The 23,142-nt window shown below is 38.6% G+C and carries 21 protein-coding genes; 13 read left to right on the top strand and 8 right to left on the bottom strand.

From position 1 onward, the window contains the following. Nucleotides 1-3: 3 nt before the first annotated feature. Nucleotides 4-630 carry a response regulator gene (locus PR834_RS03860; RefSeq protein WP_004262426.1) on the bottom strand — a complete coding sequence of 209 codons (627 nt, stop codon included), beginning with the start codon at nt 628-630 and terminating at the stop codon, nt 4-6. A 579-nt stretch (nt 631-1,209) separates the two neighbouring features. Between PR834_RS03860 and PR834_RS03865 the strand changes: the two genes are divergently transcribed. From PR834_RS03865 to PR834_RS03910, 10 genes are all read left to right on the top strand, one after another. After that, nucleotides 1,210-1,728 (top strand): fimbrial protein, encoded by a 519-nt coding sequence (locus PR834_RS03865; RefSeq protein ID WP_272536452.1) that lies wholly within the window; start codon nt 1,210-1,212, stop codon nt 1,726-1,728. A 59-nt stretch (nt 1,729-1,787) separates the two neighbouring features. Further along, nucleotides 1,788-2,492: a fimbrial biogenesis chaperone gene (locus tag PR834_RS03870; protein ID WP_136134006.1), complete on the top strand. Its 705-nt coding sequence runs from the start codon at nt 1,788-1,790 to the stop codon at nt 2,490-2,492. Nucleotides 2,493-2,593: 101 nt separating this feature from the next. Beyond that, entirely contained in the window at nt 2,594-5,173 is a 2,580-nt protein-coding gene (locus tag PR834_RS03875) for a fimbria/pilus outer membrane usher protein (protein WP_262960543.1), read from the top strand. Between the two features lie 13 nt (nt 5,174-5,186). After that, nucleotides 5,187-6,263, top strand: coding sequence for a fimbrial protein (locus tag PR834_RS03880; protein WP_136134008.1), 1,077 nt, complete (start codon nt 5,187-5,189; stop codon nt 6,261-6,263). Nucleotides 6,264-6,283: 20 nt separating this feature from the next. Beyond that, entirely contained in the window at nt 6,284-6,847 is a 564-nt protein-coding gene (locus PR834_RS03885; RefSeq protein ID WP_272524929.1) for a fimbrial protein, read from the top strand. 58 nt (nt 6,848-6,905) lie between these two features. Then, entirely contained in the window at nt 6,906-7,448 is a 543-nt protein-coding gene (locus tag PR834_RS03890) for a fimbrial protein (protein ID WP_004262414.1), read from the top strand. A 212-nt stretch (nt 7,449-7,660) separates the two neighbouring features. Then, nucleotides 7,661-8,191 (top strand): fimbrial protein, encoded by a 531-nt coding sequence (locus PR834_RS03895; RefSeq protein ID WP_136134009.1) that lies wholly within the window; start codon nt 7,661-7,663, stop codon nt 8,189-8,191. Nucleotides 8,192-8,221: 30 nt separating this feature from the next. Then, nucleotides 8,222-8,752: a fimbrial protein gene (locus PR834_RS03900; RefSeq protein WP_110592208.1), complete on the top strand. Its 531-nt coding sequence runs from the start codon at nt 8,222-8,224 to the stop codon at nt 8,750-8,752. Between the two features lie 215 nt (nt 8,753-8,967). Further along, on the top strand, nt 8,968-9,216 hold the full coding sequence (locus PR834_RS03905; protein ID WP_004262407.1) for a helix-turn-helix domain-containing protein: 249 nt from the start codon (nt 8,968-8,970) through the stop codon (nt 9,214-9,216). A 385-nt stretch (nt 9,217-9,601) separates the two neighbouring features. Further along, nucleotides 9,602-10,579, top strand: a complete 978-nt coding sequence (locus PR834_RS03910; RefSeq protein WP_272536453.1) for a LysR substrate-binding domain-containing protein — start codon at nt 9,602-9,604, stop codon at nt 10,577-10,579. 106 nt (nt 10,580-10,685) lie between these two features. On the opposite strand, the gene PR834_RS03915 is transcribed toward PR834_RS03910, so the two are convergent. From PR834_RS03915 to PR834_RS03930, 4 genes are all read right to left on the bottom strand, one after another. Then, nucleotides 10,686-11,864, bottom strand: a complete 1,179-nt coding sequence (locus PR834_RS03915) for a M20 metallopeptidase family protein (protein WP_272536454.1) — start codon at nt 11,862-11,864, stop codon at nt 10,686-10,688. A gap of 582 nt (nt 11,865-12,446) precedes the next feature. Next, nucleotides 12,447-13,772 carry an amidohydrolase gene (locus PR834_RS03920; RefSeq protein WP_164564855.1) on the bottom strand — a complete coding sequence of 442 codons (1,326 nt, stop codon included), beginning with the start codon at nt 13,770-13,772 and terminating at the stop codon, nt 12,447-12,449. An 18-nt stretch (nt 13,773-13,790) separates the two neighbouring features. Continuing rightward, on the bottom strand, nt 13,791-14,267 hold the full coding sequence (locus tag PR834_RS03925; RefSeq protein ID WP_004262394.1) for a hypothetical protein: 477 nt from the start codon (nt 14,265-14,267) through the stop codon (nt 13,791-13,793). 12 nt (nt 14,268-14,279) lie between these two features. Beyond that, nucleotides 14,280-15,068, bottom strand: coding sequence for a DUF3100 domain-containing protein (locus tag PR834_RS03930; protein ID WP_036958500.1), 789 nt, complete (start codon nt 15,066-15,068; stop codon nt 14,280-14,282). Nucleotides 15,069-15,878: 810 nt separating this feature from the next. Here PR834_RS03930 and PR834_RS03935 point away from each other — a divergent pair. Continuing rightward, nucleotides 15,879-16,325: a GNAT family N-acetyltransferase gene (locus PR834_RS03935; RefSeq protein ID WP_004262388.1), complete on the top strand. Its 447-nt coding sequence runs from the start codon at nt 15,879-15,881 to the stop codon at nt 16,323-16,325. 77 nt (nt 16,326-16,402) lie between these two features. Here PR834_RS03935 and PR834_RS03940 read toward each other — a convergent pair whose 3' ends face one another. The 3 genes from PR834_RS03940 to PR834_RS03950 form a co-directional block, all read right to left on the bottom strand. After that, nucleotides 16,403-19,366 carry a TonB-dependent receptor plug domain-containing protein gene (locus PR834_RS03940; RefSeq protein ID WP_272524926.1) on the bottom strand — a complete coding sequence of 988 codons (2,964 nt, stop codon included), beginning with the start codon at nt 19,364-19,366 and terminating at the stop codon, nt 16,403-16,405. A 25-nt stretch (nt 19,367-19,391) separates the two neighbouring features. Beyond that, nucleotides 19,392-20,846, bottom strand: a complete 1,455-nt coding sequence (locus tag PR834_RS03945) for a porin family protein (protein ID WP_206277899.1) — start codon at nt 20,844-20,846, stop codon at nt 19,392-19,394. Nucleotides 20,847-20,925: 79 nt separating this feature from the next. Beyond that, nucleotides 20,926-21,672 (bottom strand): Slam-dependent surface lipoprotein, encoded by a 747-nt coding sequence (locus PR834_RS03950; protein ID WP_272536455.1) that lies wholly within the window; start codon nt 21,670-21,672, stop codon nt 20,926-20,928. A 482-nt stretch (nt 21,673-22,154) separates the two neighbouring features. Between PR834_RS03950 and PR834_RS03955 the strand changes: the two genes are divergently transcribed. Together PR834_RS03955 and PR834_RS03960 are read left to right on the top strand one after the other, a co-directional pair. Next, entirely contained in the window at nt 22,155-22,778 is a 624-nt protein-coding gene (locus PR834_RS03955; RefSeq protein WP_096863230.1) for an SDR family oxidoreductase, read from the top strand. A 140-nt stretch (nt 22,779-22,918) separates the two neighbouring features. Next, nucleotides 22,919-23,113, top strand: a complete 195-nt coding sequence (locus PR834_RS03960; protein ID WP_228676962.1) for a hypothetical protein — start codon at nt 22,919-22,921, stop codon at nt 23,111-23,113. The last annotated feature ends 29 nt before the right edge of the window (nt 23,114-23,142 follow it).

The following is a 23,142-nucleotide window of genomic DNA, read 5'->3' on the forward strand; positions in this document are numbered from 1 at the left end:
ATATTAATCCAAATTATTGCGTTGAATAAAGTCGTATAGCTCTGCAATATTATGAAGATCTAATTTAAGCATTAGTCGTCTTTTATAAGTGCTAACAGTTTTATCGCTGATGCGCATTTGTTGTGCAATGTTAATGCTTTTCATCCCTTTAGCCAGTAAATGTAAGACTTGTAGTTCTTTTGTGGAGAGCTCGGCGATTTTTTGTTTGTCATTAAGATGATTACTAGGGGAAGCATCCATTTTATTCAGATTAAGTGGAAAGTAGCCATATCCATTTCTAATCGCATGAATTGCGACATGTAGTTCCGTTAAGTTATTGCGTTTGCTAATAAAACCACTGGCACCGACACTTGCACAGCGACGAATGTAATGGTCATCATCTTTTGCAGATAACACAAGAAGCCCTCCCGTGTAGTTATTTTTACGCAATCGCTGCATGACATCAATCCCATTAAGTGATGGGATATCTATATCTATCATGATTAAGTCGGGAGAGAGAGTTTTAGCAAGTTGGATAGCTTCATGGCCATCAGCGGTTTCTCCTACAATGGTCATGTCATCTTTTTCTAATAGTATTCTTACAGCAAGCCGTGCTACTGGATGGTCATCGACTATCAGTACTGTTTTCATATTTTTCCCTTTCTGGCTAGTAAATTAAAGCGCGATGAACATAGGTGCAGGTGCCAAATGAAAAATTAATTGTTTTTTTTATTAGTTTAATGAGCGTTTGAATTTGCTGCAATGTATATTTTTGTAATATTTATCTGTCATAAATTTAATAATTAACTTACATAAATTGCTTTTTTGTCTTATTACATTTTATGGCTATTCCTCTCAAAATACACCTATGCACTGTGGCTGTGTTCAGATGTCTCTACTGTTTTATGGAAAATACAATAGAGCCTTCAATTCTTAATAATTAGATTAGCCTAAACTAAACCTAGGAGGTGAATGATATAATTTTAATAGATAATGACGATCATGGAAACTAACTTTACGAAACTATGTTTTTCTCTATTTCACTACATAGAGTGTACCTAGCTATTTCTATTTGACAGATTAATAGCATAAGGATTAATAAGTTAATGGATTAAACAGGTACCACAGACATTAATGGGAATTAATGTGGTAGTGATAACCATAATATATTAATAAATTAAATATTTTAACACTGGGTTATATATTGATTCAGTAAAAAAGGAATTAGAAATGAAAAAGATTATTGCTACTGCTATTTTTGCTGCGCTTTGTGTTGGTCAAGTTGCTAATGCTAAAGACGGTACAGTTAAATTCGTAGGTGATATCGTGACTGCACCATGTGAGGTAGCACAGAACTCTTGGGACCAAACTGTTCAAATGGCTCAAGTTAAAACAGCTACATTCGCAGATGCAGGAGCTAAATCAGCGGATAAAAAATTCCAAATCAGCTTGCTGACTTGTGATGTAACTCAATTTAAGAATGTTTCAGTTTCATTCGCTGGCCAAACTAACGGGGATGATGCAACACTTTTAGCACTTGATGGCGGCCAAGGTGCAGCTGAAAACGTTGGTATTGCAATTTATGACAGCAAAGGTAAAAAATTGGCTTTAGGTACAGAAACAGCTGATACTGCATTACAAGTTGGTTCAAATACTCTTTATTTCTCAGCAGCTTATGTTTCTACTAAGAAAGATGTGAAAGCGGGTTCTGCTAATGCAACAGCAGACTTCAACCTGACATATAAATAATATTGAATTTCCTTCAGGCCACTATGTTGGTGGCCTGCTTTTTGTTCGAAGGGGATGTAATGATTCTTAATAGCCTTTTTATTAATAAGTTAATACTTGTTTTTTTACTCATGTGTTTTAGTTTCTCTATTTATGCTGCTGGTGGTGTTGTTGTTGGTGCCACCCGTGTTGTATTTGATGGCTCAAAGAAAGAAGCTAATCTTAGTTTAAAAAATAATAATGATAAAAGTACTTATTTAGTCCAGTCTTGGGTTGAAGATGCCTCAGGGAATAATAAGACTCCATTTATTATAACACCGCCACTTTTTAAACTAGACCCTGTTAAAGAAAATATGTTGCGTATTGTACGTGCTGGCGGAAATTTACCTGAAGATCGCGAATCGGTTTATTATGTCAATGTAAAAGCTATTCCACCTGCTCCAGCTGAAGAAAGTGCTAATACTTTACAACTAGCAATTAAAACTAGAATGAAATTATTCTATAGACCTGCTGGTTTGAAAGGTAACCCAATGGATTCCTATAAGGCTCTAGTATGGAAAAAAGAGGGTGATAGCTTGCGTATAGTTAATAATACACCTTTTTCTGTCACATTAAGTGAAGTGAAAGTGAATGGTAGTGAAATAGATAAAGTCGACCTTGTCCTCCCGATGAGCAGTACTAGCTATAAACTACCATCAAAAGTAAATATAGGTGCTCAGATAGTATTTACAACTATTAATGATTATGGCGGCACTTCTGAATTGCAAAAAGCAATACTTCAATAAACAAGCAAAATATTAAATAAAATAATATCGTTTAATGCATTTTATTATTAAATTTTTATGGAAATTTTTTGCGCAATATATTTATTAGAGGGAACGAGGGAATGAACAAAATACGATATAGAAAAAAACTTTTGGCCTTCTCTTGCATTACATTGGGAATATTTAGCGCCTATCCTGTTTTAGCCAAAGAATTGTTTAACTCTCAATTTTTAGAAAATATTAATAGTAATAGCGTTGCGGATTTTTCTTTATTATCAAAAGGTGATATAGACCAATTGCCTGGTGAGTATTTGGTTGATATTTATGTTAATGAACAATCAGTAGCGAAACAGAATATAAAATTCAGTACCAGAGAGAATAAAGCAAGCTATTCATCTGATAGCGTAGCACTTGAGCCTTGCATTTCATATGAGCAACTAGAAGCTTACGGTGTACGTGTTGAAGCTTTTCCACAGTTAGCACAATATGGAAAGGATCCCGTTCAATGCAAGCCATTCTCGGCTTTTGAGAAAATTATCCCTTATGCATCATCTCATTTTGATTTTAATCAACAGAGATTGTATTTAAGCTTTCCACAAGCATCTTTGACCAATTTAGCAAAGGGAACGATTGATCCGTCAATGTGGGATGAAGGGATCCCCGCACTACTAACAAACTATAGCTTTACAGGGAGTAACTCGACGAACACAGGCAGTCATATTAGTGATAAGTCGAGTGATAGCTATTTTTTGAGTTTACGTTCTGGGCTTAACGTGGGGGCATGGCGCTTACGCAATTATTCAACGTGGAACAGTAGTAATGGTAATAATAGTTGGAGAAATATTAATACCTATCTCCAGCGGTATATTGTTCAGTTGAAGTCGCAAATAATTATGGGTGATACCTATACACCTGGCGATATTTTCGACAGTGTACAGATTCGTGGTGCACAAATCGGTACCGATGATGACATGCTAGCGGATAGCCTGAAGGGCTATGCACCCGTGGTGCGTGGGATTGCGCGTACTAATGCGACGGTGACGATTAAGCAAAACGGATATACCGTTTACCAGAGCTATGTGGCTCCTGGCCCATTTGCTATCACTGATTTGTATCCAACCGCCGCGAGTGGCGACCTTGAAGTAGAAATAAAAGAGTCGGATGGAACAATCCAGAGCTTTATTCAACCCTTTGCGAGTGTGCCTGTTTTGCGTCGTCAAGGGCAAATTAAGTACGCATTTTCAGCGGGGCAATATCGTAATGGCCACAGTAGCCAGCGACCATTTATAACGCAGGGCTCACTTGTTTGGGGGATCCTAAATAGCTTGACCGCTTATAGTGGTGTGCAAGTTGCAGAACGCTACCGTTCTCTGGTACTAGGGATTGGTCAGAATATTGGCGATTTTGGTGCATATTCTTTTGATATTACGACAGCTCATAGTGAAGATGTAACACGATATGGTAATGGTTCTACAGGCCAATCTTATCGCTTACTGTACTCTAAATCTTTTGCAAATACGGGAACGGACTTTCGTTTATTAGGATACCGTTACTCAACGGAAGGGTTTTATACCTTCCAAGAAGCCGTTGAGCGTCGATATCAAGATTGGGATCTCGCAGATGATAGCCGCTATTCTTATCACCGACGTTATCGCCTTGAAGGAACATTAACACAGCAGCTAGGTAAAGACTTAGGGTCTATCTATTTTTCTGCTAACCGACAAGATTTCTGGAAAGGGCAAGGTAAGCAAACTCGATTGCAAGTAGGTTATAACAATAGCTGGGGTCCTTTAAATTACGGTATTTCATATAGTCGAGCAACATATCCAAACCAAAGAGAGACAGACCAAATATTCAGCTTCAATGGCTCATTTCCGCTCTCTGCATTATTACCTAACACATGGGCAACCTACAATATGGTTAGCCAGCGCCATGGGCCAACAACTCACCAAGCGGGGATATCAGGCACATTACTTGATGACAATAACCTAAGTTATAACGTGCAACAAAGTTATGGTACTAAGGGGAAAGGTAATGGTGGTAGTGCAAGTCTTAATTACCGAGGCGGCTACGGTAATATGAACTTTGGTTATAACTATAGTAAAGATTCTCGGCAGTTAAATTATGGTGTTGAAGGTGGTGTTTTAATCCATGGGGACGGTGTAACACTTTCCCAACCAATTAATGAAACTGCAATTTTAGTGAAAGCTTCAGGTGCTGCAAATACCAATGTTACAGGCTATACCGGTGTTAAAACAGACTGGCGGGGTTATGCCGTATTACCTTTTGCTCAAGCCTATCGATTTAACCATGTTGAGTTAGATACAAAAACATTGGGTGACAATGTGGAATTACAAGAAAGTGCTAAGAGTGTTGTGCCGAGTAAAGGGGCGATTTCTAGAGTTGAGTTTATTACTCAGATAGGGTACCGAGCTTTAATCACACTAAAACATAAAAATGGCACAGTGATACCTTTTGGTGCATCTGTACAGTTAGTTCAAAACAACGGGAAAGCGGTTAATAGCTCCATAGTAGGAGAAGGTGGACAGTTATTTATGAGTGGGTTACCAGAAAGCGGCAAACTGGAAGTTAAATGGGGACGTCAGGCAGCACAAAGTTGCTTTGTTAATTACCAACTACCTGTCAATTCAAAGAGTAAAGATACTATTGGCATTATTCAAACTCAAGCCGTATGCCAGTAATTAGGGGATTATAATGAGAAAGTTATTTAGCACTCGTATGTCCAAGTTATTGTTAGCTTCCAGCTTATTAACTTCTTCATTGCTGGTAGTTCCATATAGTGCATTTGCTAATAATGGTATTTGTCGACCACATGCTGATGGGCCAGGAAGGTATACCGCCACTCTTCAGGGGGATATCGGTGCGTCATTTAATAAAGTAGGAACAGAGCTTTTATCCCAGTTTACTTGGAAAGAGAATGGTTTTATTTATAAGGTAGAGTGTTTTTGTTTTCCAGCAAATACGCAGATTAACTCAACATATTATTGGGGGGAATATGCTGCAGGAATAACTCAAGGACATGCCCCAGGCTGGTACTCTGTAAATGAATACCTAGATATTAGAACAGAAGTGGCAATTTGGAACGCTAATGTTGGGGGGATGCAATATCATAGAGTACCTTTTGGCCCCATATCTAACAATACTCCAGAAATGTGCTCCAATGCTGCTCGGTTAACTACAAGTGTGTCGAGTGGTGGCTCTGGGAAAATGGATCTTTATATAAAGAAAGCATTTGTCGGGAACGTTTCTTTTAGTATTTCAGATATATATTACCTTAAGGCATCATTAATTAGTAATACTTCAGGCCCCCCTATTGCACTAATTGGGTTGAATGTATCTGTGACTGCTCCACAGTCATGTGAAATTGATGCTGGGCAGAATATATCAATCTCTTTTAATGATACATCACAACAAAATTTTGTGAAGGCGGGTAAAGGTGAAATGCCTTCAGGCATGGTTCCGCAATCTAAAACATTAAGCATAAAATGCTCAAATATGGACGCTTATGCAAATTTAGATATGCGTTTTATTGGTGCTGCTGACCCAAATAGTACTACTGATGGCTTTAGTACGGATAATAAAGATATTGCTATTGCAATAGAAGGGCCTAATGGTCGCTTAACACCGACTACTGGGAAACTCCCTTTGCAATTAGATGCTAATCAAAATGGTTCGGTAACTATCAAAACTTACCCTTTCAGTAGTACTGGTCTAGCCCCTGCGGTTGGTAAATATTCATCAATTGTAACTGTGCGTTTAGACTTTAGATAATAACAATGGAGATAACTATTATGAGTAAGGCAATGGAAAATAGTCGTAATTTCCCGTGGTCAACAATGAAAAAAGTGGGTGCTTTATCATTATTGATTGCAGTCAGTGGTGCAGCACATGCAGCGGATATTACGTTGAACTTTAGTGGTACTGTAACAGTAACAGGGTGCGATATTTCAGCTAGTAGCAAAACAAAAGCAATTGCTTTCGGTACTGTGGATTTGGCGAAAGCGGCAGCTGGTGGGACAGGGTCTTCGGCCTTAAAAGATGTGGATTTTTCTTTAGATTTTACCAATTGCGTGAACCTTAAGAATATCAGCTTAGTGATGGATACAACCAAAGCTGTGACGGGATTTGCTGATTACTATTCTATCGATGAAGGTGCGGGGAAAGCCGGTGGCTTAGCGGTTGGCATTAAGGGAACAGATACAGCAAAAACTGTTCAGTCACCAGGAAAAGAGGTTTTATGGGCAAACACAGCGGCAACAAATAATATTCCTTTTAAAGCCACATTATATAAAACCGGTGCAGTAACTGCAGGGGCAATTACTGGGCTTGTGAATGTTACTGTGAAATATAATTAGTATAAATTATTTATTTAAAAATATTACTTCTAATAATATAGAACCAAAGGTTATATAAATGAAAAAAACTTTTGTATTAACGCTAATAAGCGCTATGGCAGGTATCGCTTTAATTTCAGGCGCACAAGCGGCTGATGCAACATTAACATTAAAAGCAACGATAAAATTGGCGGGTTGTGATATATCAACAGGCACAGGTAAAGACCAATTAGTTGACTTTTCAGATGTTACCGTAGTTAAAAATGCGGTCAAAGGGAGCTCTATAGCTAAAAAAGATTTTAATCTGCAATTCCAAAATTGTGCAGATTTGAAGGGCATTGATGTTTCAATGAAAGGTACTGCTGATACGGATTTCGCCGGTGGAGAACTGTTTGCGATTGATAAAGGTGCAAATATGTCCAAAGGCGTTGGTGTTAAGATTATTGCGAAAACAACTGGTGGAGAAAAAGTCCAGAAGCCAGTCGGTGATACGGTTGTTTGGGGAAGTCTTTCAGGGGCTAGCGTGACTTTACCTTATCGTGCTGAACTAGTTAAAACGTTAGATACGATAACCGGGGGGGATGTTCGTTCAGTTGCCGAAGTTAGCGTAGCATATAAATAAAATATTAATAGATTGAATGGTGTTATAGATATTTAAAATAACTGATGGCATTGTCGTTTTATTCTCTTAAAACGACAAAGAAAGTTTAATTTATCTACTTTTACTATAGAAGTGATTCAATAATTTATATGCATATTATAAGGCAATGATTAATTCAAGAACTAGCATCTTTATTCGTTAATTTTGATTTGCGATTATTATTTGGACTGATTATGAAATTATATTCGTATAGGTATTGTTATATTTTTGGCATAGTTTTTTCGCTATGCCCTCTATTTTCATCAGCTAGTGATTTATCGTTAAATTTTACTGGAAATGCAATTGTTACAGGGTGTGATGTTGAATTTGGAAATAGTGGTAAGAATCAAGAAATCGATTTTAAAACAGTAACAACGACGAAAAGTGGAACAGGTCTTTCTGGCTTGGTTACTCAACCATTTTCATTGAAATTATCTAATTGCGCGGGAACAATTAATAAAGTTTCTGTGAGTATGTCTGGTAAGGCTGATACCGGCTTTTCTGAATACTTTGCCATTAATAGTGGCACTGGCAGTGCGCAAGGGTTGGTTTATGGTGTGAACGTAAAAGGGGACAAGAATAAAAAGCAAAAACCCGATGGTACAGTTGTTGAGTGGTCATCAACGGCACAGCCATTAGAATATGAAGCCACTTTGTATAAAACAGGGAATGTTGATGGTGGTCTCGCACAAGCGAGTATTGATATCAGTATTGGGTATCAATAAATAATAGCTATTTAATATGGGAGAGAGAGGATGAACATAAGCCGTTTATTCAGGGGAACTGTTTTAGTTGCAGGTATAAGCTTCTTTTCATCAGGGGCACTGGCTTTGGATGCTTCTGTTCAGATTAAAGGCAAAATAAAATTGATGGGATGCGAGGTTGATACCGGATCAAAAGATCAAACTGTTGATTTTAAAAGGGTCAATGTGCCGGTGAGTTACCCTTCAGGAAGTGTTGTAGCCGAGAAACCATTTACGATTAAACTACAAAATTGTGAATCAACCGCAGTTGCTGATGTTTCGATGAGTGGTACCCCAGATAGTTTTAATGCGGATTATTTTGCATTAGATTCTACGAGCCAGGATTCAGCAAAAGGAATAGCACTGCGTATTAAATCAACAAATGGGGAAGTTCAGAACCCTTCAGGTAAAGTAGTGACATGGCGTTTTAATTCATCAAGTAGTGAACAATTATTAACATATAATGGTGCATTAATTAAGACGAGTGATATCACTAACGGTAAAGTGAATGTAAATGCAGAGTTTAGCGTTAATTATCGTTAATTTTAATATAGAAAAATAATAGTGTGTTAATTAATCTAATAATAATGGTTTAATATCTTTTATTATATGAGTTTATGATTGTTTTTTTATTTGAGAAATATAAGTTTATTGGAAGTTGTAAATCTCGAATACGCTTTTTTATAGCATATCAGGGCGTTAAACTTTAAGGCTACAACACTAAAAATAATAGTGTCGTTATAATTAGGACAGTACGTATGAGCGTATATAACACTGAAATTTCTAATAGTTTTATTGGGCAGCAGGTTCGCAAACGCCGCCTTCTTTTAGGTTGGTCTGCGAGTACATTGGGGAAAAAATCAGGCTTGAGCCAACAACAAATTTCACGCTATGAAAGAGGAACACAGAATTTCACTATTTATCGTTTATGTATATTTGCAAATATACTGGAATGTGACTTAAATTACTTTTTGGGGCATGAAACTGATCTTGGCTACCCATTATAAGTTGAATATTAAATTTAATAGCTTCTTGAGAAAGGAGCTATTAAAAATCAACATATGTAGACACAATCTGTTTATACTTGATGAAAACATCAAAAAAGATGGCAACAAATAAGCTCTTATGCTTATTTATAATATCTGTCTGTTTTATAAAAAAGTATGTTTAGTTTACATATATTGCTATGGTTATAGCAGTATTATGTTTTTTGGGACGAATAGAAACGGTATTATTTGGGGATCTTGTGAAAAATGTAAATGCTAACTCAGCAATGCTAAAAGGATGCTTCTAGCTGGCTGCTTATGGTATAATAATCGCACAAAAATATTGTGCTACAGCTATACTTTTTAAATCTTATTTTTAATCCATTTTACATTGGATACCCCAGTAATGAACATTAGTCAGCTTAAAAGCTTTGTTGAAGTAGTGAGGAGTGATTTTAATATCACCAATGCGGCTGAAAAATTGTATACCTCTCAGCCAACTGTCAGTAAACAACTTAAAATATTGGAAGATGAGTTAAACGTTTCATTATTCAATCGAAAAAATAATAACTTATTGTCGCTGAGCCCGATTGGTGAAAAAGTTCATCATGTTGCGTGTGATATTCTTGCGCAGTTCGATAAAATTAAAAGTATCGTGTCTCATGAAGACTCGACGATAAAACAAAACCTGCATATTGCAACAACTCACACACAGATCCGCTATAAATTGCCTCAAGTGATTGAGCGTTTTAACGCACGCTATCCCAATATTTCTTTGCATTTCCATCAAGGTGCGCCTGCTCAGATTGCAGAGATGGTAAACAATGGCGATGTGGACTTTGCCATTGCGACCGAGTCTATGCACCTTTATGATGATTTATTGGTGATGCCTTGTTACCAATGGTCTCGCAGTATTATTGTTCCACATGACCACCCATTGGCTCAATGTGAACAGCTTAAGATTGAAGACCTTGCAGGCTACCCGCTAATTACTTATGTTTTTGGTTTTACAGGGCATTCAAAGCTCGACCAAGTCTTTTATCAACATAAATTAACGCCAAATGTTGTTTTAACTGCCGTAGATACTGAAATAATTAAATACTATGTAAAACGGGGTGCTGGGGTCGGTATTATTTCAACCGTGGCTTTTGACCCAGAGGAAGATAGCGAAGCATTATGTTGTATTGATATCAGCCACTTAGTAAAGCCAAGTTATACACATGTATGTATTAACCGGCACATGCATTTAAAAGATTATATGTATGATTTTATCTCTCATTACGCACCTCACCTTGATTTGAATTATATTCATCAGCCGAGTCAATGGGTACCGACAGAACAAAGCGAGCGTGATCAGTTATACCGAGAATTGCCAGAATTGTAACTTATAAGTGAATGACTAAGAAAAAAGCCGAGTAATTGATTGTCCAACTATTGGGGGTCACTTCAATTTACTCGGCTTTAGTATTACTGTGTGTATTATATTTATTCTAACGAGTGGCAATATTAATAAAAATTTGAGCGCCAATCAGTAAACAATCGTCATCAACAAAATAAGGGTTAGCATGTAAGTAATTATTAATCCCTTTTGCTTGATTACCACTTCCTAAGAAGTACATGGCTCCGAGTTTATCTTTAGTGGCATTGATCATATAACTGAAGTCTTCACTGCCAGTCATTGGCTTACCATTTGAATCAATTTGCTCAATCGGTAAGAAGGCGGCAGCGGCATCATAAATCACTTTGGCTGCTTGTGGGTGGTTGACAACGGCAGGATATCCGCTGGCTTCCAGTGTTGTTTTAAACCCACCGCCTTCACTACGAGCCACAATTTCATGGAAGCTGGCTTTTAATATTTTGTCCGTTTCTTCATCCATTGAACGGATCGTTCCGCGTGCTTGCACATGATCCGCCAGCGCATTTGGGATGGTTCCCCCGTTAATCATGCCGCAACCAAATACGGCAGGGCTGAAAGGATCAGTTTTTTTGGCAACAATGTAGTCCATATAATCAATGATACGCGTTGCTTCGCGGATAGCATCTAACCCTTTATGAGGGGTTGAGCCGTGAGCAGAAACACCGTGGACATCTAGTGTCCACGCTGAGCCGTATGAGGACATAACCCCAGAATTGAATTTAATATAACCCGTTTCAAATGCAGCATCATTGTGTAGGCCGTAAACTTCGTTTACTCCTTCCATACACCCCATTTCTACCATTTTGTTAGCACCTGGCACACGCATATCTTCTTCTGCCATTTGGAAGATAAAGCGGACGTTATGGGTGAGCTCAGAACGGTTTTCACTGAGGTACTTCGCTGCCGTTAAAGCGATGGTCATGTGGGTATCATGTCCACAGTTATGAGCGCAGCCTTCATGGACAGAACTGTGCTCATTGCACGTTAAATCAGGCATTTCAAGGCCATCAATGTCAGTACGATAGGCAATCAAGCGCTTTGTTGGGTCGACAATCAATTCAGCGGTAAAACCTGTGTAGCCTTCGAATAAACGAATGTTATATCCAAAGCTTTCCATCAATTCACGGCAATATTGTGAGGTTTTGAATTCCTGCCCAGACAATTCAGGGATTTTATGTAAATCCTGACGTGTTTTTTTGCTAAATGTTTCTAAAGCAAAGAGCTTTTCACTGATATTGTATTTATTGGTCATTACGTTTTATCCCGTATACAAAAGCGTTTTTAATGCTGTTAAAGGGCCCCTGGTGTGAGCATGGAATAATGAACAGCACGCTCATTTAATTTATGTGTATTTTAAAAACTAGATTCAGAAATAGGGTGATTTCTACTTCTACTCGTTATTTTTTATCTATCAATTTATAGGGTCAATTTTAGCGTGGATATTAAAAAAGTGAGCGTGACGGAGATCGTGTTTATATCATATCAGTATTGCATGGCTCATGAATAATAAGGATGGTAATTTATTAAAATAATAATAAAAAATCATCATTTCAATTAAAATCCTTTTATATCAATTTGTTATGATTTTATTTTTCAATTTTAATATTAAGGATATTTATATTTTAAAGCGAGCCTGAATAGGGTTTAAGTTAAATTTTTTATTTAAAGTAGGGCGGTGATTGGCATGATTTTAGAATTTTTTTTAAATGAGATGGTGAATGTAAAAAGAAATTAAATTAATGCGAAGAAAAAATTTTAAAGGTGGGATAAAAGCTAAAAAAATCATATTCCCCTTATTATAATTAACATAGCAATAAGGGGAATATTTTAATAATTAGTTCTTAAAAGAGCCGATAAATGAGAGGTATTCCTCTTTGCTCATTAATGGGGTGTAATCAGCTAACATCTCATCAGCTTGGGATGCATCATCAAATAACAGGTCAATAATTGCCATTGCCATCATTTGAGCTGGGCGGATATAGGCCATATCATCATCAAAAACAACGTAATCTTTACCATGCAAACCACCACGAATTGCGCCAATCCATGGGTGACTCACTGGCATGATATGTGATAAGTCACCTGTATCCGTGCTTCCCGTCATGTGCCCAGCAACCCAAACATTTTCTTCACCAATCAAGTCATGGGCATTTTGCTGCAACAAATGGTTCAACGTATCGTTGTTATACAGTGGGAGGTAACCCGGTAAATCTTTGACTTCTACCTCTGCACCGACAGACATTGCACCAGCAACCAATGCGCGAGTAATACGCTCATTCGCATCAATCATTGCAGGGACATTTGACGCTCGGACATAACTTTCCATACGGACATCACTTGGGGTGACATTGACCAAATCACCGCCTTGCGTGATGATTGGATGAAAACGAATATAATCTTTTTCTTGGAAGGTCTCGCGGATTGCATTCACTCCCATAATCCCCATCATTGCGGCATTGAGGGCATTGACACCTAAGTGAGGAGCTGCCGCAGCATGAGATGCTTTCCCTTTGTAATTAATCAACTTGCCAATAAACCCATTGGTGGTGGTCGATATTTCAATAAAACCGGTATCACGTTCTGGTTTGACACTGGTTAAATGAATTTGCATCGCCATATCGATATCATCAAATTCACCAAGGGATATCAGCTCTGGCTTACCGCCGATATAACTAATTTTTCCTTGTTCAATCAGTTTATTACGATAAGCCAGTTCAACATACTCCTCAGCGGGAACGGCGAAAGGAACGACGTCTCCCGCGAGGTATTGCATAGCACCTGACTTAACCAGACCAATAGTCACAGCCATCATATTAGCGATTTGGGCATTGTGCCCACAGCAATGGGCAGCACCCGTTAAATCATCGGCTTCTGGGTGTTCTGCACAAATAATCGCATCGAGCTCACCAATCACAGCAATACTATGTTTACTCCCTTTTCCACCTTTAAGGCGCGCCTTAACACCTGTTAATGCGAGTTGGTTTCGGTAATTAACGCCTAGCGCAGAAAATGCAGCTTCCACTTTTTTTGCTGTTTTGATTTCTTTGTAGCCTAGCTCAGGCTCTGCCCAAATATCATCTGCTAATTTCTTTATATCCCCTTTATGGGATGCAATTGTCTCGCAGACGATGGCTTTCAATTGGTCTTTGGTCATTGTCATGGTAAATATTTCCTCTTGTTAGATAACGCCGCTCCATGAAAGTGTCACTTGACCAATAAGTGCAGCGAATAAGAATGTTCCCGTAAAGACCGCCAGTGAAACTGGGATGATACGCCATGAAATAGCTTTAAATTTATCAATATCTTTACCGAGTGAAAGACCGGCAAATGCAAGTACCGTCGTACTAATAACAGCAAGTGATATTTTACCTGTCATTGCGATCATTTCTTTATCGTAAGGGAATAACGGTGAACACAAACCGGCAGCAATTAAAGATACCCAGAAAATTACAGGTAACTTACCTAATGGTGGGATTTGTGCAATTAAGTATGCCACAAATGACATCCCCCCTAATAATGCCATGGCGATAAGTGAGTCACTAAAGACTGCGCCAAAGCTGCCGCGGCCATAAATTGAACCGCCGAGTGCATCTCCCAGTGAAGTGAAGATGATGACTAACACGATGATTATTGCAATTTCTGCCATCTTTTTCATGATCTTATATCCTTATTCTGTATCTGCTGATGCTGTTGCACGTTTTCTTTTCAACTTGTTGTATAAGAAAGAGGCAAACGGTAAGGAGAAGAAAATATAGATGTACAGACCTAATACTGAAGACATCAAGTTTGCGGAGGATGAAAATGCTTGAATATCCGCAGCGTGTTCAGGATAAAGCTCCAATAATGGTGCGACTGACGCAGCTAGCATCGAGCCACTTCCGACTCCGGCTCCCATTGCTAAAGCGAGAGGGCTCATAATATCGAGTCCAGCGATAACACTGGCGATGATGCCCATCCAAACGGCTCCGTACAATGTTCCGCAAATATACATTGCCATAACACCGCGGCCTTCTGGTGAACTTAAACCATATTTGGCTTCAATAATGGCAATATTAGGTTCACGACCGATAGAGTAGGTCGCACCAACAGCTTCACGGCCCATGCCTAACATGATAGCAAGCGGTAAACCGAGTAAAATGGTACCGATAAAGTGACCGATTTCTTGCAAGATTAATGCGCCACCGGCTTGAATAATTTTTTCCCAAGATGCACCAACGGAGGTGCTTAATTTTGCAATTAAGATAACTAACGCGACACTCATTATAGAGCTAGCGTGTGCCATGTTTTTTTCGCTGAGAATTTTGAATTTTGGAAAACTGATAATACCACCCATCAACATGGAATAAAGCATTGGAAAAACCATGACTAAACTGATTTTAATTTGCCCTATAGCTTCCGAAAGAAGAATGATAAGTAAGCTAACCAAAAGCAACTTACTATCTTTTAATATACCCATAGTGTTACCTTTCATTGGAAATGTTTTTAAGAGTTATTCGTATATATTTATAATAAAAATGCATCATTTTCGTATTCATACTATCCATGAAACTATTTTCCTGACAATATTCCGAAAGTCTCTTAACCATGCCGAAAAGGCATGGTTAAAATCAATAAATTAAAATAATTAATAAAAATGGAGTCTTTGAATTGTTTTTCGCATTTCAATATTAAAAATATTTTTATTTTTCAGTGTGATACAAAAATTTATTAAATTTTTAACATATTGTTTCATAAATGATTTTTATTTTCAGATGCATTAATGCGAAGAGTTATCAAATACCTAATAAATGTGAGGTTGTTCAGGTTTTATGTATTTTTATATGAAAAGGTTTTATTTTTATTGAGTTTGCATAATGGTGAAAATTGAGGATTCACTGGGTTTTGTTGTTGTATTTTTGGGTTTTAAGTTCTACTTTAATCTGATTTAAATTTAATTATTAGTTTAATAAACCAGTGCGTTCTTTTGTTTTCCTTTCAAAAAAATTTGATAAATTACAATAATATTGTATTTGGCAGTGATATTTGACTTGGATCGCAATTCTGAATATTCATTAATTAGAAAGCAATAAATGAGTCGAAATTTTATTTTAGTCTAAATGTTGATATTAATGTTATCCGTAACATATCAACTGCTATTTGTTTATAGCATCTCAAAAAATACAAAGGCACGAATGGCGCGAACAAAAAAGTATTTATTGTTAATTTATGGTGAGTCATCTTTTTATCACAACGGTATTGTAATCGGTAAATCTAAAGTAAGGTGTTTATGGCCATTACCCTAAAAGATATCACCAAAGACAATTGGGTGGATATCATATGTCTCGAAATAACCAAAGAGCAGGAAGACTTTGTCGCTCTTAACTCAGAGTCAATCGCAGCCTCAAAATTTTTTGATTATTATATTAATCGAGGTATCTATGTTGATGATGAGCCTGTTGGCTTTGTTCAATATTATTCAAACCATGAAAATGGTAGGCCTGAAGAGGTGTTTATTGATCAATTGATGATTGATATAAAACATCAAAGAAAAGGTTTTGGTTCTAGGGCTATTCCGCTAGTTCTCGAGGAAATTAAAAATTTGGGCAAATATAAGTCCGTATCAATTTGCTATGTCGAAGGTAATGACATCATGAAACCTTTTTTTGAACAATTTGGCTTTTCTGTTGTTGAGCAAGATGAATTTGATGAAACTATTATGCGGTTATTTTTCTGATACTAAAGTGATAAATATCCACTCCAACTAAAAGTTAGCAGCGGATATTTATAGAGCGGTAAATCGGCAGTATTTATCTAAAATTGCGCATTTAATCCTAAGCGTAGTGTGCGGCCCGGGGCTGGCATCATACTACGTGTCAGTGGGTCGATATAATAACGATCAGTTAAGTTGGTTACTAAGAATTCGACATTAATATTTTTGTCAATTTGGTAACTTGCATAGGCATCCGCTGTAAAGGTGGGTGTCCAGTGCATTGGACTGTTGTTCGCCATCGAATAACTTCCCGGGAACTGTTGCATCAGTTTGCGTTCATCTTTATTTTGCACACTACTGGTATAACGTAAACGTGTTCCCACTTCGAGATCTTCATCCATAAAGCGCATGCCTAGGTTGGAGTTAATCGCATATTTAGGCTGTAATTGTGTGCGTAAAAAGCCACCGGGGAAACCTGCTGTTGTACATTGGGAGAGATTATAACGGTTAGTTGGGTCTAAATTAGCGGGCGCGGAGTCATCACAAACTTCATTTTTGAGGCGGTAATCAACACCAATATCCATAAATACCCCACCATTATCGTAGCGAGCTAAGGCTTCAATCCCTGCGGTTTTATGTTCTTTTACTTGAACGAAATTAAGACGCCCATCGCGGTCAAATGCATTTTCGATGACCGTATGGTAATAGCCTATTTTAACATCGGCATGGCGTTCTGCTCCGAGTAAACCCTGTAAATTACGTGAATAACCAAATTCAAAGGTTTTTGCACGTTCGGGTTTAAATGCCATTCTCTCTTTACGAGCTTCACTTTCGCCTGCAAATCCAATGCTACTTTCGAAGATACTCGGTAAGCGTACTGTTTCAATGTAACGTGCATAAACCCGGTCGTTATCAGACAACCAAATATTGGCACCAAAAGCGGGGGCCCAGCCATGGCTTTTTTGCTTGCCTGAGAATTTCCATTTTTCTTCTTCAGTAAGTTCACGTTTGATGTCATCTGATGGGTGTGAGTAACTTGAACCATACACATAAACTTCTTTACCGGTTACTGGGTCGACTGCGCGAGCTTGAGAGTCAAAAGTTCCGTTATGGAAAGGGTTCGTTTTGGTGGTATAGCGCCCATCGTTATCTGATTTCCATTCAGTGCGGAAATTAACGTCTAAAACGCCATTTTCTTCTGGGTGCTGAGAGTTTTTTCTCTTGGTGATGAAAACGGTATAGTTCGTATCATCAAGTCCTAATGTTTTGAGTAAGATTTGTTTGTTTTGATAGGCACCATTGAAGGGTTGGTAACCATTGGCAACAGCCTTATTATATTCTTCTTGAGTTAAAATTCGGTTGTAATTGATCTGTTTTGCAAGTCGTTCATCAGGGTTTTGAAAACCTTTGGTTCGATTGCGCATTTGCTCTTTTAAGTAATCATCCTCTGTCCAGCCATCAATATATTTTGCACCAGCATCCAATTCCAACCAACTCGTTGGACGATAGTTAAAGTTAAAGGCAATACTGGTTTCTTGCCGATGTCCTTTGCGTGGAAGGGCAATAAACGGGCTAGCCGTTTGCGATGGTGGTACGTCGTTAGAGTCTAATTTTTCTTTGAGCATTGAGCCGCGAATGGTTAAATCAAGATCGGGCGTGAGCGCCATGGTATTGCGTAAATTAAATCCAATACGGTCATTTTCAGAATTGGTTGCTGCGGTATTAATTAAAGTTCCATCAATGTTAGGATCTTTTCCATCACCATAACCATATTCAAACCCCCAATCACGTTCTTTAGGTTCTCGCGGGTAACCGCCAGAGGTGTTGGTATCTCCTACCGAATGCGTCATCCACACATTTGCATTTAGGTCAATCCATTGATTATCTTCAGGTTTCCATTTGTATTCCGCATTATAGGCATTGACCGTAAAGTGAGCTAATGGCCATTGTGGTAATACTTGTTTTCCTTCCAGCTCAGCAAATCCTAAACGTGAAGGCATAATTTCACCATAGGTACTTTCACTCCGGCGAAAGCCAAGGTGTAATGTTTGGTTTTCAGTGAGATATAAATTGGTTTTGACTAAATAGGATTCCAGCTCATTAGAGGTATTAGTCACTTCTTTTCCGGGGCGAAATACATTCGCGGCAAAAGGTAAGTAAGGGTCTGGGCCAAGTTGTTGCTGTACTGTTTGTTGTTCATTTAATTGAACAGATTCTTTATAACGGTGAGCGCCATTTTTCCCCGCAAAGTAGTTACCTTGCCGGCGATAAGCATAGGCGGCCATTAAATCAAATTTTTCTTGTCGGGTCCCAACCGCGATCCTTCCTCCGTTATCTTTAAAATTGAAAAATTGAGCATTTCCACGGGATTTCGGTGTGATGTTAACAACGGGGTCGGAAAGGACAGAGTTCTTATTTTTATAAATTTCAGGGTGATCTCGGTAATCTTCGCCATAACCATAGTGGGGAATACGTTCACGAGTTGAATTACTGCTGGTTTCCAATTTTAAGCTGACACCAAACTTTTCATCCGGTGCAACAACATCATCTATCCCTATGGTTCTGATGGCTATCCCTCCACCGACAGAGGTTTTTATATCGCCAGCGAGAGAACCACTTTTTTCAATCTCAATGCTACTAATGAGGTTTGGGTCCACATAGTTACGGTTATTTGCGCCATTATAACCTCGATAAACGGTGAGTGATTGTTCTGTGCCGTCAACCGTGACAGGAACACGCTCTTGCCCTTGGATCCCTCGAATATTTGGGTCTAACGCACCACTGTTTCTCGCATCACCGCTATAGACACCAACTGCACTATTTAGCACATCTGCAGTACTGGTGCCTTTATAACGTTCAACAAGGTCTTTTCCTAAATAAATTTTAGAACCTTTGGCATCATATTGGTCATCGTAACCTTGTTGATCTCGTTCTTTGATGGTTTTTGCTGAATCTTGAACGGTAATGGTGCCGAGGTGTTCTTCTTTTTCCCCTAAAGCGGTGATTGGAATAAAAAGAGCAGTAATAATTGCAGTAGTAATAGGTGTTAATTTATATTTATACATAGTGTTTTTCTCTGTGCCATAACGCTTAAAAACGGGTTTCTAACCCAATAGAAATTTCGTGCTGGTGGTAGGAGTAAATTCCATCCGCGGAACTGCGATTGTCACGAAAGCGGTAACTGGTATAAGGCGTGAATGTGAGCAATGAATAATTTGGAAAGCTGAGTCGCGCAAAATACATAGCTTCTTTATCATGGCGTTTTACATTCAACATTTGGTTGAAGGCCTTGAATTGGCTTTCTCGATAAGTTGCGAGTGCTAGTAAATGAATATCGGGTGTGAGTACGGTATACAAGCCGCCTCGGATACCTAGCTGGTCATAATCATCACTACGAACTTCAGTTGTGAGACGAGTCGCATCAGCCCCTAAAAAGAGGGAAGTATCTGGGGTAATACCATAGACACCCGTTAGATGTAGGCTACTTCGATTGCCATCAGCACTGTCATACGGTTTTTGGTAATGAAGTTGTTGGTAGTCAGCGGAGGTACTGAGGATAACCCGAGGTGTAAATTGGTAGTCGGCTTCAATTTTGCCGCCCATACCTAAATAACGGCGCTTTTCATTAACCGTTTTTAATTCAATTAATGGGCCAAAGGCGATAGTCGTATTTGCATCATTAAAACGATATAAAGTTGCCAAAGAAGAGGTATTTTCACTGAACTCGGCATAGTGAGGATAGCGGTCGCCATAAGATGTGCCCTTAATTTGTAAGGAATGGTTGCTCGAGATAGGAATAATTTTACTTAGGCTTGCGTCATAGGTGAGCCCTGGCGATGACTTAGGGTTAGCCATTTTCCAGGTTCCACCCGGAGTTTCCCAAACTTTATTTTTATCAGGAACTTGGTTGATATTACTGTTGTATTTATAGCCAAAAGAGAGGCTTCCTGTCCAAGCAGTACGGTTTTCGATGGCACTAATAAATTGTTGAATGGTTTGCTTTACACTGGCAGGTAATGCGAGTGTTTCATCGTTGATTAAATTTTGGAATAAAGCCAAAGACTCCTTATTTTGATTATCTTCAAAATAAGCTCGGGCAAGTTCCAACTTAATGCGAAGAAACTTTGGTGACAGTGCCAGTATTTGTTGGTAGTGGGAAATTGCTTCAGGGTAATGGTTTTGCGCTTTAGCGGTTTCTGCTTTTGCAAATAAAATAAGCAATGGGTCCGCATCAGTTAGCTGCTGGTAGCGAGGCAACAAGCGTTGTACATCTTGAAATTGCCGATGGTTGATTGCCAGATAAATTGCCTGTCCTAAGTCTTGAGCGTTATTTTTTAGGGTATAGTTTTCCCCATTTAGTTTTATTGATAGGTCATCAGGGAGTAGCAATTGGTCTTTATTGGGGACAACTGCACTTTTATCACGATAATTTTGTTTATCTTTTTGCCATAACAGCTGTTCTCGGTCAGTATCCAAGCTAGCTGGAAATGCAGAGAACGCAACCATAAGCATCATGATGGCAGGGGGTAATAGCAGATATCGCATAGGATTAGCTTCGGTAATAAAAGGCTGTGGCCAACTACCTGTCACGTTTTATGGTTGGCCACTGAGGTTAATTTACGGATTACTGGGAGATATTCCCACGACTTCCACCAAAGGCCATATCTTTGCTGTGGTCGCTAAATTCAGTTACCCCTGCAATATGTTTAGCTTGGTCGCCAAAGAAGTGCCCATTTGTTGAGCCTGATTCACCATTAAGAGTGGCCGCTCCGGCGAAAGTGGCATTGTTATTTATGGTGGCATTAATATTGGTTGAACCAATATTCCCTGCTAAGGATTTAGTACCAAAGTTGGCTGTCAGAGTACCTGCGGCTAGGACACCTCCATTATATTGGCTTATTCCTTTAACAGAGTATTCCGCAGTGCCCGCTGTTGGCATATTGGTGGTGACATCTTTACCAGAGTAGTAAGCCGTGTGTGTTGTGTCACTAGCTTGTCCGGTTGATGACCATTCGCCGAAATAGACTTCTGCATCTGCTACTTTTGCAAAGTTAAATACGCCCATTTTGTCATGTGAACCAGAGCTATTAGGCATAGAGACCACATGTGCTTCATTCCCTGGTTGTTTTGGCGCCATTTTTGTTAACCCAGAGAATGAAATGATTTTTCCACCGTAAACAGATTGCACACCAATACCAGGATCACCCGCAGCACCACCATGTCCACCACCGGTTCCTTCTGTCGCTCCAACACGAATGGAAGGTTCATTGGGATCGAAAGGTTGGCTTTGGCCAGAACCGATTGCTGCAGAAGCACCAAAAGTCATTGTGCAGGTTGCGAGTGCTAGAGCGATAATATTTAACTTTTTCATCGAAATACTCCATTTTTATTAAAGATATTAACGATACTATTGATTAAGAAATTATTATTTCGCATATATATGACGAGAGTTATTAAATCAAATAATAATATAAATGCAAATGATAATTCTTCGCATTAACATTAAAATAATTATGGGTATCAATGGGATAGTGGTATTTAGTTTATTGTTAGTTGTTGATATTACGATTTATTTTTGTAATTAATTTGTTGGTTTATCAATTTTTATGATAATTATTTTTTAATAAAAAAGTTAAACTAGTCACATTTTAATGTGTTTGATTAAAAGAGTTACATAAAAAACATTAAAGTTAGTGTTGTTTACTGTTTCATCATCGGCGCTAGTCAATGGCGGGCTAAATAAATTAAAATAGTAAATGAAAATAAGGCGCATTATCATTAATGGTGTGGTAATTTAGCTTTTACCGATCACTATTAGATTAATATTTACTCAAAATGCTAAGGGATAAAGTAATGGCACCATGGTTAATTTTTGGCGCTGGTGGAAAAGGTGTTGGCCATCAGATTGCTCAGTTGGCAATAGCAGAGAAACATCCTGTCATCGCAGTTGTACGTAATAGGCAATCTGCAGCAGCGTTAGAGGCTGTAGGGGTGCAAGTTTTCATCGGCGATGCTTGTGATAGCGAGGTGGTTAAAGCTGCATGCCATGCCGCAGGAACAAATGCCACAGTTATTTCAACCATGGGAGGTACGCAAGATTATTTAGCTCACCGTACGGTGATTGATTGTGCCGAGCAAGCGGGTATATCTCGCATGGTGTTAGTTACGTCATTAGGCTGTGGAGATTCATGGCCTTATTTATCTGCTCGGTCACGCGCTGCGTTTGGTCAGGCAGTGAGAGAAAAATCCCTTGCGGAATCATGGCTACAAACTAGCTCGTTAGATTATGTGATTGTTCGCCCTGGTGGGTTATTACATGGTGAACCAACGGGAAAAGCAGTTCTTCAACAAGAGGTTGAAGTTCATGGTTTAGTGATGCGCGCGGATGTTGCTTCACATGTTTACCAGTTGGCTAAGCAAGGGGAATTGAAAAAACAAATTTATAGCGTGGTACAACCCGGTCTGACACCCTCTTAATAAAACCAAGGTTTTTTTTGCATAGTGACAACGACATCATAACTATCCTCAATTATTTGTTTATTGCCTTAGACTCGCATAATTTTGAACAAGTTATTCAAGTTTTAGGGGAACAAACAGAAAAGCATAAGGAGACAATCATGAATATTGCGCAACGATTGCAAGATAAAGGACGACAAGAAGGACGGCAAGAAGGGCTGCAGGAAGGATTTCAAAAAGGCAAAGAAGAGGCAAATATAACAACGGCACGGAATCTTTTGGAACAAGGAGTTAGTATTGAGATAATAATGAAAAGCACTGGGCTGAGCCGTGAAAAACTTATTTCTTTACAGTAACTCAGGTGTTATGACTAAAATTTAAAAGG

It is taken from the genome of Providencia sp. PROV182 (assembly GCF_028480325.1).
Classification (GTDB): domain Bacteria; phylum Pseudomonadota; class Gammaproteobacteria; order Enterobacterales; family Enterobacteriaceae; genus Providencia; species Providencia hangzhouensis.

Excerpts from the sequence above, each read along its gene's own strand:
- PR834_RS03860 (WP_004262426.1), bottom strand. The coding sequence starts at position 630 with ATGAAAACAGTACTGATAGTCGATGACCATCCAGTAGCACGGCTTGCT.
- PR834_RS03865 (WP_272536452.1), top strand. The coding sequence starts at position 1,210 with ATGAAAAAGATTATTGCTACTGCTATTTTTGCTGCGCTTTGTGTTGGT.
- PR834_RS03870 (WP_136134006.1), top strand. The coding sequence starts at position 1,788 with ATGATTCTTAATAGCCTTTTTATTAATAAGTTAATACTTGTTTTTTTA.
- PR834_RS03875 (WP_262960543.1), top strand. The coding sequence starts at position 2,594 with ATGAACAAAATACGATATAGAAAAAAACTTTTGGCCTTCTCTTGCATT.
- PR834_RS03880 (WP_136134008.1), top strand. The coding sequence starts at position 5,187 with ATGAGAAAGTTATTTAGCACTCGTATGTCCAAGTTATTGTTAGCTTCC.
- PR834_RS03885 (WP_272524929.1), top strand. The coding sequence starts at position 6,284 with ATGAGTAAGGCAATGGAAAATAGTCGTAATTTCCCGTGGTCAACAATG.
- PR834_RS03890 (WP_004262414.1), top strand. The coding sequence starts at position 6,906 with ATGAAAAAAACTTTTGTATTAACGCTAATAAGCGCTATGGCAGGTATC.
- PR834_RS03895 (WP_136134009.1), top strand. The coding sequence starts at position 7,661 with ATGAAATTATATTCGTATAGGTATTGTTATATTTTTGGCATAGTTTTT.
- PR834_RS03900 (WP_110592208.1), top strand. The coding sequence starts at position 8,222 with ATGAACATAAGCCGTTTATTCAGGGGAACTGTTTTAGTTGCAGGTATA.
- PR834_RS03905 (WP_004262407.1), top strand. The coding sequence starts at position 8,968 with ATGAGCGTATATAACACTGAAATTTCTAATAGTTTTATTGGGCAGCAG.
- PR834_RS03910 (WP_272536453.1), top strand. The coding sequence starts at position 9,602 with ATGAACATTAGTCAGCTTAAAAGCTTTGTTGAAGTAGTGAGGAGTGAT.
- PR834_RS03915 (WP_272536454.1), bottom strand. The coding sequence starts at position 11,864 with ATGACCAATAAATACAATATCAGTGAAAAGCTCTTTGCTTTAGAAACA.
- PR834_RS03920 (WP_164564855.1), bottom strand. The coding sequence starts at position 13,772 with ATGACAATGACCAAAGACCAATTGAAAGCCATCGTCTGCGAGACAATT.
- PR834_RS03925 (WP_004262394.1), bottom strand. The coding sequence starts at position 14,267 with ATGAAAAAGATGGCAGAAATTGCAATAATCATCGTGTTAGTCATCATC.
- PR834_RS03930 (WP_036958500.1), bottom strand. The coding sequence starts at position 15,068 with ATGGGTATATTAAAAGATAGTAAGTTGCTTTTGGTTAGCTTACTTATC.
- PR834_RS03935 (WP_004262388.1), top strand. The coding sequence starts at position 15,879 with ATGGCCATTACCCTAAAAGATATCACCAAAGACAATTGGGTGGATATC.
- PR834_RS03940 (WP_272524926.1), bottom strand. The coding sequence starts at position 19,366 with ATGTATAAATATAAATTAACACCTATTACTACTGCAATTATTACTGCT.
- PR834_RS03945 (WP_206277899.1), bottom strand. The coding sequence starts at position 20,846 with ATGCGATATCTGCTATTACCCCCTGCCATCATGATGCTTATGGTTGCG.
- PR834_RS03950 (WP_272536455.1), bottom strand. The coding sequence starts at position 21,672 with ATGAAAAAGTTAAATATTATCGCTCTAGCACTCGCAACCTGCACAATG.
- PR834_RS03955 (WP_096863230.1), top strand. The coding sequence starts at position 22,155 with ATGGCACCATGGTTAATTTTTGGCGCTGGTGGAAAAGGTGTTGGCCAT.
- PR834_RS03960 (WP_228676962.1), top strand. The coding sequence starts at position 22,919 with ATGAATATTGCGCAACGATTGCAAGATAAAGGACGACAAGAAGGACGG.